This window comes from Methylobacterium sp. FW306-05-D (assembly GCF_058782155.1).
The window spans coordinates 1-16,162 of sequence record NZ_JBYSXL010000088.1 but is presented as its reverse complement, the minus strand read 5'-3'; the positions used below and the strand labels follow the sequence as shown (position 1 = coordinate 16,162).

Below are 16,162 nucleotides of genomic sequence, written 5' to 3'. Positions count from 1 at the left end.
GAATTGATGCGCCGGCCGTCGACGATCATGGTGCAGGCGCCGCACTGCCCGTGGTCGCAGCCCTTCTTCGAACCGGTGAGGTGCAGGTGCTCGCGGGCGGCATCGAGCAGGCTGGTGCGGGTGTCGAGCTCGAGTTCGCGGCGCTGACCGTTCACCGTCAGCGACACCTTCGCCAGCACGGGCTTCTCGGGGCCGGTCGCTTCGGGCCGGCCCTCGGCCCGCGCCGGCACTGCGGCGAGCGCTGCACAGGCCGTCGCACCGGCCATGACGTCACGTCGACTCAATTCGTTCTCTCCGAAACTTGGCATGGCGATCTCTGAACCTGTTGCGGAAGGCGGCTGCCGGCGGACGGGCGCCCGGATGCGTCGCAGGCCAGGAGAACGCGTGAGCGGGCGAACTTGGTCCGAGGCGCGACACGGAACCGCGTCGGTTCCGTCCGGACGTACGCCGGTCTCCTGCGAGGGGCGCGCGACGAAAACGCCGGAACCGCTCACCTGCTCCCTGGAATTTTTCCAGTCTCGGACGGCGCCAGCCGCCATGTGCGCCCCGACACCTCGCGGGCCGCATCGCCGCCGGGGATCGTCGATCCGGCGCAGCTCGGAGGACGCGGACAGGTCTGGCGAAGGGCGAACGGATCGAGGGGCGGACGCGGCGAACAACCCGCGGCACGGTCGAAGATCGGCGGCGGCACGGTCCGTCTCCGCACTCCGACGCCGTGGCCCGAGACCCCGGATGGCCTCGCCGGGAGGATGGGCCGCCCTAGCTCACCTGTCGGGTCTCGGGGCAGGACGCTTCGAAGACGATCGTCGCGGCAAAATCGTCTTGGCAAAGGTGCGTGATGCGAAACGGATTTCGGTGGCTCGGCCGGGTGGCGCTTCCCGTCGCGGCGCTGGTCGCGGGCGTCGGCGCCGCGAGCGCCGACTGCATTCGACACGTCTACAACCGCTCCCCCCTGACGCTGGTGGGGTCGCAGCAGGGCGGCCCCTCCTTCCTGGTGCGCCCGGGCGCCTCGCGCGCGATCCGGCTCTCCGGCCCCGGCAGCCTCGACCTGTCGGGCTACTGCTCGGCCTCCGGTGCCCAGGGCGGCGCGGCCGCGGTCCAGACCTCCCTGCGCTACACCGCGATCCTCGACCGCTGCTACGTCGAGATCGGCCACGACTTCTTCGACCGTGAACTCGGGCGCGGCTTCCTGCCCCGCGAGAGCATCGAGCCGTTCGCCGTCAACAACCCGAAGCAGGGCGATGTCGTGCTCTACACGGACCGCGCCGTCTGCGGGCCGCGCTAGACCCCCGGGCGCTCAGATCTGGCGCGGCACCTCGGGCATCAGCTTCAGGGGCCGTGCCAGTTTCTTCGAGAGGCGGCCCGCCGCCTCCACCGCGGCGCCCTCGGCGCTCGAAGCGTTCACGATCGCCAGGGCCTCCTCCTGGGAGGAGGACAGCACGGCGAAGACCCGCAGGGCCTCGCGTCGCTGCTTCACCGCCACCAGGAACACGTGGCTTTTCACCCGCTTGCGCTTGTTCTCCGGGGCGGGCGTCGAGGCTGCGCTCCGACGGCTCAAGGGCGGACCGGCATCCGCTGGCCCTCACCAGCCCGGGCTTCGTCGGCCCCCATGCGCGTCCCCCTCACGATCCCGCTCTCCCCGATCGCCCCGCGCCGAAAGCCGCGTCCGGCGTCGCTGCACCGGCCCGAAGCCCCGGCGGGGCCGGCGACCATGGGTCCGATCCGACGCTCACGAGACGACAAGGGCTGTCTGATCGCCCCGAGATTCCGGTCCGGCGGTCGGCACCCGCGCTCCATCCTGCACAGCTAGCGTCGATTCGGCAGATCTTCAACGTGAATGACCCCGGGATGAGCCCGAAGTTTCTGTGCGATGTCTTCCACCGAGCGCCGTGACAGCCGCACGAAGGTGATCAACGTTTCATCCAACTTCGGATCGTCCGCCCGCCGGTCACGAATTGCCGGATGTGCGACGCGCGCACGCCGGCGACCGCCTGCAGGCCGTCGATGGAGAGGCAGCCGGCCTCGGACATGACCCGCAGCGGCCCGATAGGCATCCGGTCGTGGTCGCGCTCCTGCGGCGGCTTCATGCCGGCGAGGATCACGAGCAGGATCACCGAGGTGGCGATGCCCGCCACGTAGAGGCCGCCGCCGACCGCGAGGCCCACCGCGGCGACCGCCCAGAGGCTGGCGGCGGTGGTGAGCCCCGTGACCACCTCGCCGCGCAGCAGGATCGTTCCCGCCCCGGGAAAGCCGATGCCGGAGACGACCTGGGCGGCCATGCGCGAGGGATCGAGGGTGACGGTGTGCGTGCCGAGCACGTCGGCGAAGCCGAAGGCCGAGACGATCATGATCAGGCAGGCCCCGACGCCCACCAGCATGTGCGTCCGAATCCCGGCGGCCCAAAGCAGGCGCTCGCGCTCGATCCCGATCAACCCGCTGAGGATCGCGGCGAGAAGCAGGCGCCAGACGATCTCGATGTTGCTCGGCATCCGTCGATCACCTCCGGTCCGGGACTGGCGAGGGGGCGCGCCACGGCCTCACCCGAGGAGCGCGGCCAGCGCGTAGCAGGCGGCCGCGATCAGAGCGGCCGCGGGCAGGGTCAGAATCCAGGCGACCACGATGTTGCCGGCAACCCCCCAGCGCACCGCCGAGGTCCGCCGCGCCGCGCCGACGCCGATGATCGCGCCCGTGATGGTGTGGGTGGTCGAGACCGGGATGCCGAGCCAGGTCGCCGTGAAGAGCGTGATCGCGCCGCCGGTCTCGGCGCAGAACCCCTGCATCGGGTTCAGCCGCGTGATCTTCGACCCCATCGTGTGCACGATCCGCCAGCCGCCGAGCAGCGTGCCCAGCGCCATCGCCGACTGGCAGGAGATCACCACCCAGAGCGGAACGTGGAACGAGGCGCCGAGATGGCCCTGCGAGTAGAGCAGCACCGCGATGATCCCCATGGTCTTCTGCGCGTCGTTGCCGCCGTGCCCGAGGGAGTAGAGCGAGGCCGAGACGAACTGCAGGGCGCGGAAGCGCCGGTCGACCGCGAAGGGGGTCGCGCGCACGCAGAGCCAGGAGACGATCAGCACCAGGAGGAGGGCGAGGAGGAAGCCGAGCAGCGGCGAGAGCACGATGGCGGCGGCGGTCTTGGTCAGCCCGCTCCAGACCACCGCGCTGAAGCCCGCCTTGGCGACGCCCGCCCCGATCAGGCCGCCCACGAGGGCGTGCGAACTGCTCGACGGGATGCCGAAGATCCAGGTCACGATGTTCCAGGCGATCGCACCCACCAGGGCGCTGAAGATCACCCGCGGGTCGATGATGCCGGCATCGACGATGCCGGTGCCGAGGGTCTCGGCCACATGCAGGCCGAAGAACAGGAACGCGATAAAGTTGAAGAACGCCGCCCACAGCACGGCGTATTGCGGGCGCAGCACCCGCGTCGACACGATGGTGGCGATGGAATTGGCCGCGTCGTGCAGGCCGTTGAGGAAATCGAAGAACAGCGCGACGGCGATCAGGCCGGCGAGGGCGGGCAGGGCGAGCGCGGTGGCCTCGGTCATCGGCGCGCCTACACGTTCTCGATCACGATGCCGCTGATCTCGTTGGCGACGTCCTCGAAGCGGTCGACCACGTCCTCGAGATGCCCGTAGATCTCGGCGCCGATGAGGTAGGCCATCGTGTCGCCGTCGCCGCCGTCCTTGCGATGGGCCCGATAGAGCGCCTTCAGGCCCCGCTCCTGCATCTCGTCCGAGAGGCCCTCGACCCGGGTGATCTGCTCGGTCAGTCCGTTGATCCGCCCCGCATGGGTGCCGATGGCGCTGAGGAGCGGGATGGTCTCGGCCGTGAGCCGGGCCGCCTCGATCACGGTGCCGCCCATCTCCCGCATCAGGGGTTCGAAGCTGCGGACCTCGTACAGGGCGATGGTCTTCACCGTCTTGTTCATCTGGTCGATGGCGTCGTCCATCGACTGGATCAGGTCCTTGATGTCGCCGCGGTCGAACGGGGTGATGAAGCTGCGGCGCACGGCGAGCAGCACCTCGGCGGTGATCGCATCCGCCTCGTGCTCGCGCTCCATTACCTGCCGGCAATAGCGCGGGACGGCGTCGCCGCCCTGGAGAACACCCTGCAGCGCCTCGGCCCCGGCGACCAGGGTGCGCGAGTGCCGCTCGAAGAGGTCGAAGAAACGATCCTCGCGCGGCATCAACGCCTTGAACCAACCCAGCATTCCGGACCCCGGCCTCGTACCGCTTCGTTAGCCAACTAGGGTTTCGGCGGGGATCGGCGAGGGCCGGACCGTTCAGAGCCGTCGCTTTGCGGACGGAATCATCGTCCGACGACGCTGCGGATGGTGAAGCTCGACTGGATGCGGGCGACGCCGGGCAGCTTGGAGAGCACCGAGCGGTGCAACCGCTCGTATTCCGCCATGTCGGCGACGCGGATCTTCAGGAGGTAGTCCGAATCTCCCGTCATCAGGTAGCAGTCCTGGATGTCGGGGCAGCGCCGCACGGCCGCCTCGAACCGGTTCAGGCAATCCTCGGTCTGCCGCTCCAGGGAGATCCGGGTCATCACCACGAGGCCGGCCGAGCCGGGCCCGTGGAGAAGCACGGTGTAGCCCCGGATGGTGCCGTTGCGTTCGAGCAGCCGCAGCCGGCGCAGGCAGGCCGAGGCCGAGAGCCCGACCCGTTCGGCCAGGGCGGCGTTCGGAATCCGCGCATCCTCGCGCAGGACCCGGATGATGGCGTCATCGATCTCGTCCGGCGGCAGGATTCGGTCTCCCTCGCGCGGCGCAACGACCGTGTCGGTCGCCGCAGGATCGTGCGCAGAATGGCATGTGCGTCGCAGGATCTGCAAGAATTTCGCGGCACCGCTCGCAGGATCCGGTGTCTCTGCGCTGGCGAGCGTAGGACGATCGGAGGCCGGCGCCTCCTGGCCCCGCCCATGCTTGGGGTCTCGGACCTCGGGGGAGACGTGCGATGCGGGTCCTGGTTCTCGGAAGCGGCGTGGTCGGTGTCACCACGGCCTATTACCTGGCCAAGGCCGGGCACGCCGTCACGGTGGTGGATCGGCAGGCCGCCGCCGGCATGGAGACCAGCTTCGCCAATGCGGGCCAGGTCTCGCCCGGCTACTCGGCGCCCTGGGCGGCACCGGGCATCCCGATCAAGGCCATGAAGTGGCTGATGATGCGCCACCGGCCCCTGGTGCTGTGGCCGACATTCGAGCCGCGCTTCTACGGCTGGCTCGCGCGCATGCTCGCGAACTGCACGGAGGAGGCCTACATCCGCAACAAGGGCCGCATGGTCCGCCTGGCCGAATATAGCCGCGACGTCCTGCGCGACCTGCGCACCGAGACCGGCATCGCCTACGACCACCGCACCCGCGGCACGCTCCAGCTCTTCCGCACGCAGAAGCAGCTCGACCATGTCGGCGACGACACCCGCGTCCTCGACACCTACGGGGTCGCCTACGCCGTTCTGGACCCGGCCGGGTGCATCGCGGCCGAGCCGGCGCTGGCCGCCGTGCGGGACAAGATCGTCGGCGGCCTTCGCCTGACCGGCGACGAGACCGGGGACGCGCACCTGTTCACGCAGCGCCTCGCGGCGCTGTGCGCGGGACTGGGCGTCCGCTTCCGCTACGGCACGCGGATCGACGGGCTGGAGGCCACCGGCGACGCGGTGACGGGCGTGGTCTGCGGCTCCGAGACCCTGCGGGCGGACGCCTACGTCGCCGCCATGGGGTCTTACACGGCGGCCCTGCTTCACCCGCTCGGGTTGCGCCTGCCGATCTACCCGGTGAAGGGCTACTCGCTGACCCTGCCGGTCACCAACCCCGACGCCGCGCCGGTCTCCACCGTCATGGACGAGACCTTCAAGGTGGCTCTCACGCGGCTCGGCGACCGGATCCGGGTCGGCGGCACCGCGGAACTCGCGGGCTTCAGCGATGCCCTGCGCGCGCCGCGCCGGGCGACCCTGGAACGCTGCGTCCGAGACCTCTTCCCGGAGGGCGGCGACCTCGCGGCGGCCAGGTTCTGGACGGGCCTGCGGCCGATGACGCCGGACGGCACGCCGATCGTGGGCGCGACCCGCTACGCCAACCTCTATACCAATACGGGTCACGGCACCCTGGGCTGGACGATGGCCTGCGGCTCCGGGCGGATGCTGGCCGACCTGATGTCCGGCCGCGCCCCCGACATCGACCATTCCGACCTGGCGCTGGCCCGCTACGCCGCCTGATGGGCTCAGGCGGTGAACCCCTCCAGGATCAGCATCACCAGAGGGATGGCGAGGCCGGCGAGCACGGTCTGCAGGGCGAGGATGCCGGCCATCAGCGGCGCGTCGCCCCCGAGTTGCCGGGCCATGATGTAGGACGAGGAAGCCGTCGGCAGCGACTGGAACAGCAGGGCTGTGGCGGCGGCCGGCCCGTGCAGGCCGACGGCGCGGCAGGCCAGGATCGTCACCGCCGGCATCAGCACGAACTTCGCGGCCGAGGCGACCAGGACCGGTCGCAGCCAGGTCCGCACCGTGCCGGGATCGAGGGCGGCGCCGACGCAGAGGAGCCCGAGGGGCAGGGAGGCCTGTCCCAGCGCCTTCAGCGTCGGCTCCAGGCCGGGCGGCAGGCCCAGGCCGGTGGCCTGCAGGGCGATGCCGAGGGCACAGGCGACGACGAGTGGGTTGAGGACGAGCTGGCGCAGGATCGCCCGCGGCGCGAGCCGGCCGCCCGATCCGAAGCGGGCGAAGACGAGCACGCACAGGATGTTGACAGTGGGGACGACCGCCGCGTTGGCGACCGCCGCGAGGGCGATGCCCTGCGCGCCGAACAGCCCGGCCGCCGCCGAGACGCCGACGTAGTTGTTGAAGCGCACGCCGCCCTGAAAGACCGAGGTGAAGGCTGCCCCGTCCAGGCCGAGCCGCGGCCGGATCGCGAGCAGCGCCAGGGCCACCACGAGGGTCGAGCCCACGAGGACGCCCGCCAGCGCGAAGACCGGCACGCCGTCGAGGCGGGCGGTGGCGAGACCGTGGATGAACAGGGCCGGCAGCAGCACGTAGTAGCCGAGGCGCTCCGCCTGGGGCCAGAACGCCCGGTCGACGAGCCCCCGGTGGCGCAGCGACACGCCGAGGCCGATCAGCAGCGCGATCGGGACGAGGGCGAGGACCACCGTCGCGGTCACGCGGCGCACCCGGTGAACACGGGACCGGGGGCGGAGAGGTGGCGCATGGAGCGGGACCTGGGGGAGGGGGACGCACCCCTCTACCCGGAGCGGGTTGCGGAATGGTACCCGCACCGGCGCATCCCCGGCGCGGAGGATCGGCCCGTCCCCGAAGATCCCCGTGGCGGCGAGTGCCGCGAGCGTAGCCATGGCCTCCGACTTGCATCATTTTGATGCAGGACCCCGGTGCGAATCGCCGGGTGCGCGGACCCCCTGATGGCGCCCGAACAGCCCTTGCCGGCCGGACTCGACCAGACCTATCGCCGGATCACCTGGCGGCTGCTGCCGTTCCTGATGTTCCTCTGGATCCTGTCCTGGATCGACCGGGTGAACATCGGCTTCGCCAAGCTGCAGATGCTCGCCGACCTGAAGTTCAGCGAGACCGTCTACGGCATCGGCGCCGGGATCTTCTTCATCGGCTACTTTCTCTGCGAGGTGCCGAGCAACCTGCTCCTCGAACGGATCGGCGCCCGCAAGACCATCGCGCGCATCACCCTGCTGTGGGGCCTGTGCTGCGTGGCGATGATGTTCGTCACCACCGCCGGCCTGTTCTACCTGCTGCGCTTCCTGCTCGGCGTGTTCGAGGCCGGGTTCTACCCGGGCGTGATCCTGTTCCTGACCTACTGGTACCCCACCGAGCGGCGCGCCAAGGTGTTCGGCCTGTTCATGTCGGCCTCCGCCATCGCCGGGGTGATCGGCGGGCCGCTCGCCGGCACGATCATGACCGGACTCGACGGCGTGAACGGCTGGTCCGGCTGGCAGTGGGTCTTCCTTCTGGAGGGCATCCCGTCGATCCTGGCCGGCATCGTCACGCTGGTCTACCTGACCGACCGGCCGGAGAAGGCCGGGTGGCTGACGCCCGAGCAGCGCGCCCTGGTCGCAGCGGACCTCGCCCGCGACGCGGCGGCGCACGGCCCGCGCGAGCACCGCATCCTGGCCTCCCTGCGCGACCTGCGGGTCTGGCAATGCATCGCGATCTTCTTCTGCATCATCACGGCGAACTCGGCCCTGACCTTCTTCGGGCCGAGCGTGGTCCGCGAGGCGGGCTTCACCGATCCGCTCACCATCGGCTGGATCATGTCCGGCGCCTATCTCTGCGGCGCGGCCGGAATGATCCTCAACGGCCGCCATTCCGACCGCTCGGGCGAGGCGCGGCTCCATTGCGGCGTGCCGGCCCTCGTCGGCGCCGTGGCGATCGCGCTCCTCGGCCTGCTCGTGCCGGTCAGCCCGGTGCTGTCGGTCGTCGCCCTCACGGTGGCGATCGTCGGCACCATGAGTGCGATCCCGGTCTTCTGGCAGATCCCCGGTCGCTTCCTGGCCGGATCGGCCGCCGCGGCCGGCATCGCGCTGATCAACTCGGTGGCGAACCTCGCCGGCTTCGGCGCGCCCGCGGTGATGGGCGCCCTGCGCGAACAGACCGGCTCGGCCGCCACCGGCCTCTGGATCGTCGCCGGCTTCGAGGTCGCGACGCTTCTCCTCATCCTCGCCTTCGTCCCGCCGGAACCCGCGGCCCTGAGCCGCCGGGCCGCGGCGCGCGCCGCGCACGAACCCGCCTGAATCCGAACCCCGCACCGCTCGAGAAGGACACCCCATGGATCGACCGGCCCTCACGCGCCGCAGCCTCGTCGGGGCCGGCCTCGGCGCCGTCGCCGCCACCGGCGCCCTGGCGCAGGCCGGCCCGACCCCGCCGAGCGCCCTCGCGACGGCGCCGAAATCCCAGGCCGGCCTCGGCCCGCGCCTGACCCTGCACGCCATCGACAACTTCCACGGCACCCCTGGCGCCGGCATGGTCTGCGACCTCGCGATCCGGGAGGGCGACGCCTATCGGACGCTCAAGACCGTGACCACCGCCGCCAACGGCCGGCCGGCCGAGCCGCTCCTCGTCGACGAGGCCCTCAAGGTCGGCCAGTACGAACTGCTGATGCATTTCGAGGCGTATTTCGCAACGTTCGGCGTGGCCCTGCCGCAGCCGAACTTCCTCAGCCTGGTGCCGGTCCGCTTCGTGATCCGCGACGCCGGACAGCGCTACCACCTGCCGGTGCTGTTCACGCCCTGGGGCTATTCCTACTACCGGGGCAGCTGACGCGCCGGCAGACCCCTCCGACCCACGACCCTTCGCGGAGCCCGAGACATCATGGCCGGCATCACCACACACGTCCTCGACGCGGATCGCGGGCGCCCGGCGCCGGGCGTGCGCATCGACTTCTCCGTGATGGAGGGCGGCGCCTGGCGCCTCGTGAAGAGCGTCGTCACCAATGCGGACGGACGCACCGACGCGCCGATCCTGCCCGGGGCGGAGACCAAGGTCGGGCAATACCAGCTGGAATTCCACATCGACGCCTACCTGAAGACCAAGCCCGGCGTGACCGAGGCCGACATCTTCGTCGACAATCCGGTGGTGCGCTTCGCGGTCTTCGACGCTGCGCAGCACTACCACGTGCCGATGCTGTGCGCGCCGGGCACCTGCGCCACCTATCGCGGCAGCTGACGGCGATGGCCGAGTCCGGAAAAGTCGATCTCGCCGCCGTCAACCGGCTCGACGCCGCCGCCTTCGTCGTGCGGTTCGGGGGGGTGTTCGAGCACGCCGCCTGGGTCGCCGAGCGCGCCTATGCGCACGGGCCCTTCGCCAGCGTCGACGACCTCCACGCGGCCATGATGCGGGCCGTGCGGGCGGCGCCGGCCGAGACCCGCATCGCCTTCCTCAACGGCCATCCGGAGCTCGCCGGCCCGGAGGCGCGAGCCCGCAGCATGACGGCGGATTCGGCCAGCGAGCAGGGCAGCGCCGGGCTCGACCACATGCCGCCCGCCGACGCGGAGGCCTTCGACCGCCTGAACGCCGCCTATCGCCGGCGCTTCGGCTTCCCCTTCATCATCGCGGTCCGCGGGCGGACGCGGGCGGAAATTCTGGCGATCTTCGAGGCGCGCCTGCGGCGGACCCCCGCCGAGGAGGAGCGGGCCGCCCTCGACGAGATCGCCCAGATCACCCGGATGCGGCTCGACCGCCTCGTCGCCGCCTCCGGGTGAGGGGGCCTACTTCAGGCGCGCGGCCGCCCAGGCGATGTGGTCGGCCATGAAGGTCGAGATGAAGTAGTACGAGTGGTCGTAGCCCTCGCGCATGTTGAGGGTCAGAGGAATGCCGGCGGTCTTGCAGGCCTCTTCCAGGAGCCACGGACGCAGGCCGTCGTCGAGGAAGCTGTCGGCGGTGCCCTGATCGACCAGGAACTCGGAGAAGCGGTGGCCGTCCGCGATCAGGGCCGTGGCGTCGTGGGCGCGCCAGGCGGCCGCATCGGGGCCGAGATACTTCTCGAAGGCGGGCTTCGACCAGCCGGCCGTGGAGGGCTGGGCAATCGGCGCGAAGGCCGAGCAGGACTTGAACCGCTCGGGGAAGGTGAGGGCGATGGTCAGCGCGCCGTGGCCTCCCATCGAGTGGCCGAAGATGCCCTGGCGGGACATGTCGGCGGGGAATTCCTTGGCGACGAGGGCGGGCAACTCCTCGGTCACGTAGCTCCACATCCGGTAGTTCGTGGAATACGGCGCCTGTGTGGCGTCGAGGTAGAACCCGGCGCCGGAGCCGAACTGCCAGTTATCCGCCTCGTCCGGGATGCCGGGGCCGCGCGGGCTGGTATCGGGCGCCACGATGATGACGCCGTGCTCGGCCGCCGCCTTGCGGTACTCGCCCTTGTCCATGACGTTGGCGTGGGTGCAGGTGAGGCCGGAGAGATACCACAGCACCGGCACCAGGCCGTGTTCGGCCTGCGGCGGCACGAACACCGCGAAGGTCATCGGGCAGCCCGTGGTCTGCGCATCGTGCTTGTAGACGCCCTGCGTGCCGCCATGGGCGCGGGCCTTCGAGATGGTTTCCATGGGTGTGCTCTCCTGATGGGGGCTCAAAGTCCCGTTCCGGGGCTGGGAAAGGGTGCGATGTCGGGCCACTGAAAGGAATGGTCGGTTCGCGCCCCTCCCTCTCCCCTCCGCGGGAGAGGGAGGCCCGCGTCAGCGGGTCGGGCCGGGACGAAGTCCCGCGAGAGGGGAGCACCGGTTCCGGAGAGGTCGCCCCCTCTCCCGCCTGCTCCGCAGGCACCCTCCCCCGCACGGGGGGGAGGGACCGGACACGATCTGTCCCGATTGGATCAGTAAACCACCACCGAGCGGATCGACTTGCCCTCGTGCATGAGGTCGAAGCCGTGGTTGATCTCCTCGAGCGGCATGGTGTGGGTGATCAGGTCGTCGATGTTGATCTTGCCCTCCATGTACCAGTCGACGATCTTGGGCACGTCGGTGCGGCCCCGCGCGCCGCCGAAGGCCGACCCCTTCCAGACGCGGCCGGTGACGAGCTGGAACGGACGGGTGGCGATCTCCTTGCCGGCCTCGGCCACGCCGATGACGATCGACTCGCCCCAGCCGCGGTGGCAGCACTCGAGGGCCTGGCGCATCACGTTGACGTTGCCGGTGCAGTCGAAGGAGAAGTCCGCGCCGCCGCCGGTCACGTCGAGGATCGCCTGGACGACGTGGTCGTTGCCGACCTCCTTCGGGTTGATGAAGTGGGTCATCCCGAACTTAGCCGCCATCTCCTGCTTGTCCGGATTGATGTCGACGCCGATGATCTTGTCGGCACCGACCATGCGGGCGGCCTGGAGAACATTGAGTCCGATGCCGCCGAGGCCGAACACCACGACGTTGGCGCCGGGCCAGACCTTGGCGGTGTAGATCACCGCGCCGATGCCGGTGGTGACGCCGCAGCCGATGTAGCAGATCTTGTCGAAGGGCGCGTCTTCCCGGATCTTGGCCAGCGCGATCGCCGGCAGCACCGTGAAGTTCGAGAAGGTCGAGCAGCCCATGTAGTGGAACAGGGTGTTGGACCCGCCCGGGCTGCCGCCGGTGGAGACGCAGGAGAAGCGCGAGGTGCCGTCCGGCATCACGCCCTGGCCCTGCGTCGCCCGGATGGCGGTGCAGAGGTTCGTGCGCTGCGACAGGCAGGACTTACAGTTGCGGCATTCGGGGGTGTAGAGCGGGATGACGTGGTCGCCGGGCTTCAGCGCGGTCACGCCGGCGCCGACCTCGCGGACGATGCCCGCGCCCTCGTGGCCGAGGATCGCCGGGAACTTGCCCTCGGAATCCAGGCCCGACAGGGTATAGGCGTCGGTGTGGCAGATGCCGGTGGCCATCAGCTCGACGAGGACCTCGCCGGCCTTGGGTCCCTCGATGTCGATGGTCTCGATCGTGAGAGGCTTCTTGGCCTCCCACGCGACCGCGGCGCGCGTCTTCATAGTGTTGTCCTTCAGGCTGTGATGATCACGGACGGCGGCGATGGATGCCGGCGCTTCGCCTCGCTGCACCCGGAGGGTGGCAAGCCGAACGGCCCGAAAATCTGGGTGGTGTTTGATGCCTCCGGGCTCGAGATGCAACAGCCGTGCGCGCCCGTTTGCGCCGGCGATGCGAATTTGGAATGACGGTCGCCGCGGCGCGACAGGATCGGACGGACCATGAAGGACTGGGAAGCAGGGCGGGACGCGCTGGTCGCGCCGGCGGCGGCGCGCAACCGGGCGGCGATCCTCGCGGTGCTGCGGGACGTGCTGCCCGAGACCGGCACGGTCCTGGAGATCGCCAGCGGGACGGGCGAGCACGCCGTGCATTTCGCCGCCGCGTTTCCGGCCCTGACCTTCCAGCCGAGCGACCCCGAGCCGGCCTATCGCCGCAGCATCGCGGCCCATGCCGAGGCCGCGGGCCTCGCCAACCTGCGGCCGCCCCTCGCCCTCGACGCCGCCACCGCGCCCTGGCCGATCGAGACCGCCGAGGCCATCCTGTGCATCAACATGGTCCACATCGCACCGTGGTCCGCCACGGAAGGATTGATGGCCGGTGCCGGACGCACGCTCCCACCGGGCGGAATCCTGTTCCTCTACGGTGCCTTCCGCGAGGGCGGGCGGCACACGGCGGAGAGCAACGCCGCCTTCGACCAGGACTTGCGGGCGCGGGACCCGCGCTGGGGCGTGCGCGACCGCGAGACCGTCGTCGAGACCGCGGCACGGCACGGCCTGCGCCTCGACGCCCGCCTGAGCCTGCCGGCGAACAACCTCGCGCTGGTGTTCCGGCGCGACGCGGCGGCGGCCGGGGCCTGATGCCCGCCGGCCCCGGGGACCGTGTCCGAACCGACCGCATCGGCCCCCTGAGGGACCGACTGGAGAGCCGGCAGATCGGGATCCACTTCGCCGCCATCGGGGCCGCCGTCGTCGCGGCGCTCACGGTGCCGGGCACCGCCGCGCTGGAGGCGGCGATCAACCCGGCCCTGGCGCTGATGCTGTTCGTGACCTTCCTGCAGGTGCCCCTGCGGGACCTGGCGGGCGCCTTCACCCGCGCCCGGTTCCTGGCCGCACTCATGGCCGTCAACTTCCTCGCGGTCCCGCTGCTGGTCGCCGGTCTCGTCCCATGGCTCCCCGCCGACCCCATGCTGCGCCTCGGCGTGCTGCTGGTGCTGCTGACGCCCTGTATCGACTACGTGGTGACCTTCGCGCATCTCGGCCGGGCCGACGCCCGGACCCTGCTGGCCGCGACCCCGCTGCTCCTCCTGGCGCAGATGGCGCTGCTGCCGGTCTACCTGACCGCCTTCCTCGGGGCGGAGGCGGCGCGGGTCGTGCAGGTCGGGCCGTTCGTCCAGGCCTTCGTCTGGCTGATCGCCCTGCCTCTGGCGGCGGCCGGTCTCGTGCAGGTCTGGGGCGGACGGGTGCCGGCCGGTCGCCGCGCCGCGGCCCTGCTCGGCATCCTGCCGGTTCCGGCGACGGCCCTGGTCCTGTTCGTGGTGATCGCGGCGGTGCTGCCACAGCTCGGCCCGGCCCGCGACGCGGCCCTGCGGGTCGTCCCCGTCTATGCGGCCTACGCCGTCGCGGCGCCGCTCCTCGGCTGGGGAACCGGACGCCTGTTCGGCCTCGACGCGGCCACCGGCCGAACCCTCGCCTTCAGCGCCGCGACCCGAAATTCGCTCGTCGTCCTGCCGCTGGCCTTCGCGGTTCCGGGCGGCGTGCCCCTGCTGCCGGCCGTGATCGTCACGCAGACGCTGATCGAACTGGCCAGCGAGCTCCTCTACGTTCGGCTCCTCCCGAGACTGGGACGCGGGGCATCGACGCCGAGACCCGCCGGCCGGGGCGATACCCCGCCCGCCGCCCGTCGCTGACCGCGCCGACAGATCGCGAGACAGGCGCGCAGCGATGAATGCGGCCGCGCAGAAGATCGCCGGCCAAGACCCGGCAGGCAGCGCGGAAAACGCCCTGCACGGTAAGATGTGAGGACGGTCAGCGCGCCAGGTCCCGCCGCGCCGCGCTGACAGAGCAAGCAATTCGTTCGACGAACCGGCTTGCGCGGCATGGCATTACGTTTTCCGCGTGCTTTAATCCTTAAAAATAGCCGAACGGCGGCGTGTCATGGGAGCAAAGCCTTAAGATGGACGTTCGCGTCTCCGACGTGTCCTCGCCGGACGCACGCACGCCAGGGTGGCTCTCCCGCGAAGCGATCGTCGCCAAACCGGGCTTCAACCGGTGGCTGGTGCCGCCCGCGGCCCTCGCCATCCACCTTTGCATCGGAATGTCCTACGGTCTGTCGGTGTTCTGGCTGCCCCTGTCCCGGGCGCTGAGCGTCGGCCAGCCGGCGCCGGCGGCCTGCCCGGACATGAGCATCGCCACGGCGCTATTCACGACGACCTGCGACTGGCGGGTCAGCGACCTCGTCATCGTCTTCTCCATCGGCATCGTGATGCTCGGCCTCTCGGCGGCGGTGTTCGGCGGCTGGCTCGAACGGGCCGGACCGCGCAAGGCCGGCCTCGCGGCGGCCCTGTGCTGGGGCGGCGGCTTCCTGATCGGGGCGCTCGGCGTCTCCGTGCACCAGCTCTGGCTGATCTGGCTCGGCATGGGCCTGATCGGCGGCATCGGCCTGGGGCTCGGCTACATCTCGCCGGTCTCGACCCTCGTGAAGTGGTTTCCCGATCGCCGCGGCATGGCCACCGGCATGGCCATCATGGGCTTCGGCGGCGGCGCCATGATCGGGTCGCCGCTGGCCACCCTGCTGATCAACACCTTCAAGACCCCGGATACGGCCGGCGTCTGGCAGACCCTCGCGGTGATGGGCGGGCTCTACATCGCGGCGATGCTCTGCGGCGCCTTCGGCTACCGCGTGCCGCCCTCCGGCTGGCAGCCGGAGGGCTGGACCGCGCCGACGGCCAAGAGCGCGATGATCACCTCGGGCCACGTCCATCTCGACCGGGCCCACCGGACCCCGCAGTTCTGGCTGCTCTGGGCGGTGCTCTGCCTCAACGTCTCGGCCGGCATCGGCGTGCTCGCCCTGGCCTCGCCGATGCTGCAGGAGATCTTCGGCGGCGCGCTGATCGGCCAGCCGGGCCTCGGCTTCGGGCAGCTGGATGCCGGACAGAAGACCCAGATCGCGGCGGTGGCGGCCGGGTTCGTCGGACTCCTGTCGCTGTTCAACATCCTCGGGCGCTTCTTCTGGGCCTCGATGTCGGACAGGATCGGCCGGAAGGTCACCTACGCGACCTTCTTCGCGCTCGGATGCCTGCTCTATGCGGGCGCGCCCTGGGCGGCCTCGATCGGCTCGAAGGCCCTGTTCGTGACCGTCTTCTGCGTGATCCTGTCGATGTACGGCGGCGGCTTCGCCACGATCCCGGCCTACCTCGCCGACATCTTCGGCACGCAGTTCGTCGGCGCCATCCACGGACGGCTGCTCACCGCCTGGTCGACGGCCGGCGTGGTCGGTCCCTTCGTGGTGACGGCGATCCGCCAGGCCCAGGTCGATGCCGGCATCCAGGGGGCGGCGCTCTACACGCGCACGATGTACATCCTGGCGGGCTTCCTGGCGGCGGGCTTCGTCGCCAACCTCCTCGTGCGTCCGCTGGCGGCGCGCTGGTTCATGAGCGACGCCGAACTCGCCGCCACGGCCGATGCCGTGGTCGCCGGACCGTCCCGCCAC

At 70.7% G+C, this 16,162-nt stretch carries 18 protein-coding genes and 1 pseudogene; 10 read left to right on the top strand and 9 right to left on the bottom strand.

The genetic code is table 11. The annotated features are described in order from the left end of the window. Positions 1 to 266: 2Fe-2S iron-sulfur cluster-binding protein (locus AC3WLN_RS20960; protein WP_492484489.1), on the bottom strand; the 266-nt coding region annotated here is incomplete at its 3' end. Positions 267 to 838: 572 nt separating this feature from the next. Here AC3WLN_RS20960 and AC3WLN_RS20955 point away from each other — a divergent pair. After that, the gene (locus tag AC3WLN_RS20955) at positions 839 to 1,285 is read left to right on the top strand and encodes a hypothetical protein (RefSeq protein ID WP_492484488.1); all 447 of its coding nucleotides are present in this window, start codon (positions 839 to 841) and stop codon (positions 1,283 to 1,285) included. Between the two features lie 12 nt (positions 1,286 to 1,297). Here the strand turns inward: AC3WLN_RS20955 and AC3WLN_RS20950 are convergent, their stop codons facing one another. The 5 genes and pseudogenes from AC3WLN_RS20950 to AC3WLN_RS20930 all read right to left on the bottom strand — a co-directional run bounded on the left by AC3WLN_RS20950 (position 1,298) and on the right by AC3WLN_RS20930 (position 4,752). After that, positions 1,298 to 1,558: a hypothetical protein gene (locus tag AC3WLN_RS20950; RefSeq protein WP_492484486.1), complete on the bottom strand. Its 261-nt coding sequence runs from the start codon at positions 1,556 to 1,558 to the stop codon at positions 1,298 to 1,300. Positions 1,559 to 1,806: 248 nt separating this feature from the next. Further along, positions 1,807 to 2,489: pseudogene (locus AC3WLN_RS20945) on the bottom strand (MgtC/SapB family protein). Between the two features lie 48 nt (positions 2,490 to 2,537). After that, a complete protein-coding gene (locus AC3WLN_RS20940; protein WP_492484484.1) occupies positions 2,538 to 3,548 on the bottom strand; it encodes an inorganic phosphate transporter in 1,011 nt (336 codons plus the stop codon). An 8-nt stretch (positions 3,549 to 3,556) separates the two neighbouring features. Then, complete coding sequence (locus AC3WLN_RS20935; protein WP_492484482.1) at positions 3,557 to 4,213, bottom strand: DUF47 domain-containing protein; 657 nt, start codon at positions 4,211 to 4,213, stop codon at positions 3,557 to 3,559. A gap of 98 nt (positions 4,214 to 4,311) precedes the next feature. Then, positions 4,312 to 4,752: an Lrp/AsnC family transcriptional regulator gene (locus AC3WLN_RS20930; protein ID WP_492484491.1), complete on the bottom strand. Its 441-nt coding sequence runs from the start codon at positions 4,750 to 4,752 to the stop codon at positions 4,312 to 4,314. Between the two features lie 209 nt (positions 4,753 to 4,961). Between AC3WLN_RS20930 and AC3WLN_RS20925 the strand changes: the two genes are divergently transcribed. Continuing rightward, complete coding sequence (locus tag AC3WLN_RS20925; protein ID WP_492484480.1) at positions 4,962 to 6,218, top strand: D-amino acid dehydrogenase; 1,257 nt, start codon at positions 4,962 to 4,964, stop codon at positions 6,216 to 6,218. A gap of 5 nt (positions 6,219 to 6,223) precedes the next feature. Here the strand turns inward: AC3WLN_RS20925 and AC3WLN_RS20920 are convergent, their stop codons facing one another. Continuing rightward, complete coding sequence (locus AC3WLN_RS20920; protein ID WP_492484478.1) at positions 6,224 to 7,153, bottom strand: AEC family transporter; 930 nt, start codon at positions 7,151 to 7,153, stop codon at positions 6,224 to 6,226. A gap of 255 nt (positions 7,154 to 7,408) precedes the next feature. Between AC3WLN_RS20920 and AC3WLN_RS20915 the strand changes: the two genes are divergently transcribed. Genes AC3WLN_RS20915 through uraD form a run of 4 tightly spaced genes read left to right on the top strand, consistent with a single transcriptional unit; the run spans position 7,409 to position 10,216 of the window. Then, positions 7,409 to 8,749 (top strand): MFS transporter, encoded by a 1,341-nt coding sequence (locus tag AC3WLN_RS20915; protein ID WP_492484476.1) that lies wholly within the window; start codon positions 7,409 to 7,411, stop codon positions 8,747 to 8,749. Positions 8,750 to 8,783: 34 nt separating this feature from the next. Then, a complete protein-coding gene (gene uraH, locus AC3WLN_RS20910) occupies positions 8,784 to 9,275 on the top strand; it encodes a hydroxyisourate hydrolase (RefSeq protein WP_492484474.1) in 492 nt (163 codons plus the stop codon). 51 nt (positions 9,276 to 9,326) lie between these two features. Beyond that, a complete protein-coding gene (uraH, locus tag AC3WLN_RS20905) occupies positions 9,327 to 9,680 on the top strand; it encodes a hydroxyisourate hydrolase (protein WP_492484472.1) in 354 nt (117 codons plus the stop codon). A gap of 5 nt (positions 9,681 to 9,685) precedes the next feature. Further along, positions 9,686 to 10,216 carry a 2-oxo-4-hydroxy-4-carboxy-5-ureidoimidazoline decarboxylase gene (uraD, locus tag AC3WLN_RS20900; RefSeq protein WP_492484470.1) on the top strand — a complete coding sequence of 177 codons (531 nt, stop codon included), beginning with the start codon at positions 9,686 to 9,688 and terminating at the stop codon, positions 10,214 to 10,216. A 6-nt stretch (positions 10,217 to 10,222) separates the two neighbouring features. Here the strand turns inward: uraD and fghA are convergent, their stop codons facing one another. After that, positions 10,223 to 11,056, bottom strand: coding sequence for an S-formylglutathione hydrolase (gene fghA, locus AC3WLN_RS20895; protein ID WP_492484468.1), 834 nt, complete (start codon positions 11,054 to 11,056; stop codon positions 10,223 to 10,225). Between the two features lie 266 nt (positions 11,057 to 11,322). Then, entirely contained in the window at positions 11,323 to 12,459 is a 1,137-nt protein-coding gene (locus AC3WLN_RS20890; RefSeq protein WP_492484466.1) for an S-(hydroxymethyl)glutathione dehydrogenase/class III alcohol dehydrogenase, read from the bottom strand. A gap of 21 nt (positions 12,460 to 12,480) precedes the next feature. Between AC3WLN_RS20890 and AC3WLN_RS20885 the strand changes: the two genes are divergently transcribed. The 4 genes from AC3WLN_RS20885 to AC3WLN_RS20870 all read left to right on the top strand — a co-directional run. Beyond that, a complete protein-coding gene (locus tag AC3WLN_RS20885) occupies positions 12,481 to 12,642 on the top strand; it encodes a hypothetical protein (protein ID WP_492484464.1) in 162 nt (53 codons plus the stop codon). Positions 12,643 to 12,675: 33 nt separating this feature from the next. Beyond that, positions 12,676 to 13,311, top strand: a complete 636-nt coding sequence (locus AC3WLN_RS20880) for a DUF938 domain-containing protein (RefSeq protein ID WP_492484463.1) — start codon at positions 12,676 to 12,678, stop codon at positions 13,309 to 13,311. Beyond that, entirely contained in the window at positions 13,311 to 14,360 is a 1,050-nt protein-coding gene (locus tag AC3WLN_RS20875) for an arsenic resistance protein (RefSeq protein ID WP_492484461.1), read from the top strand. The genes AC3WLN_RS20880 and AC3WLN_RS20875 overlap by 1 nt, the downstream gene beginning before the upstream one ends. Positions 14,361 to 14,626: 266 nt before the next feature. Continuing rightward, positions 14,627 to 16,162 (top strand): OFA family MFS transporter (locus tag AC3WLN_RS20870; RefSeq protein ID WP_492484459.1); only part of this gene is annotated, 1,536 nt, incomplete at its 3' end.

What these genes read in the sequence shown, in the direction of transcription:
- AC3WLN_RS20955 (WP_492484488.1), top strand. Translation starts at nt 839, where the DNA reads ATGCGAAACGGATTTCGGTGGCTCGGCCGGGTGGCGCTTCCCGTCGCG.
- AC3WLN_RS20940 (WP_492484484.1), bottom strand. Translation starts at nt 3,548, where the DNA reads ATGACCGAGGCCACCGCGCTCGCCCTGCCCGCCCTCGCCGGCCTGATC.
- AC3WLN_RS20935 (WP_492484482.1), bottom strand. Translation starts at nt 4,213, where the DNA reads ATGCTGGGTTGGTTCAAGGCGTTGATGCCGCGCGAGGATCGTTTCTTC.
- AC3WLN_RS20925 (WP_492484480.1), top strand. Translation starts at nt 4,962, where the DNA reads ATGCGGGTCCTGGTTCTCGGAAGCGGCGTGGTCGGTGTCACCACGGCC.
- AC3WLN_RS20915 (WP_492484476.1), top strand. Translation starts at nt 7,409, where the DNA reads ATGGCGCCCGAACAGCCCTTGCCGGCCGGACTCGACCAGACCTATCGC.
- uraH (WP_492484474.1), top strand. Translation starts at nt 8,784, where the DNA reads ATGGATCGACCGGCCCTCACGCGCCGCAGCCTCGTCGGGGCCGGCCTC.
- uraH (WP_492484472.1), top strand. Translation starts at nt 9,327, where the DNA reads ATGGCCGGCATCACCACACACGTCCTCGACGCGGATCGCGGGCGCCCG.
- uraD (WP_492484470.1), top strand. Translation starts at nt 9,686, where the DNA reads ATGGCCGAGTCCGGAAAAGTCGATCTCGCCGCCGTCAACCGGCTCGAC.
- fghA (WP_492484468.1), bottom strand. Translation starts at nt 11,056, where the DNA reads ATGGAAACCATCTCGAAGGCCCGCGCCCATGGCGGCACGCAGGGCGTC.
- AC3WLN_RS20890 (WP_492484466.1), bottom strand. Translation starts at nt 12,459, where the DNA reads ATGAAGACGCGCGCCGCGGTCGCGTGGGAGGCCAAGAAGCCTCTCACG.
- AC3WLN_RS20885 (WP_492484464.1), top strand. Translation starts at nt 12,481, where the DNA reads ATGATCACGGACGGCGGCGATGGATGCCGGCGCTTCGCCTCGCTGCAC.
- AC3WLN_RS20880 (WP_492484463.1), top strand. Translation starts at nt 12,676, where the DNA reads ATGAAGGACTGGGAAGCAGGGCGGGACGCGCTGGTCGCGCCGGCGGCG.
- AC3WLN_RS20875 (WP_492484461.1), top strand. Translation starts at nt 13,311, where the DNA reads ATGCCCGCCGGCCCCGGGGACCGTGTCCGAACCGACCGCATCGGCCCC.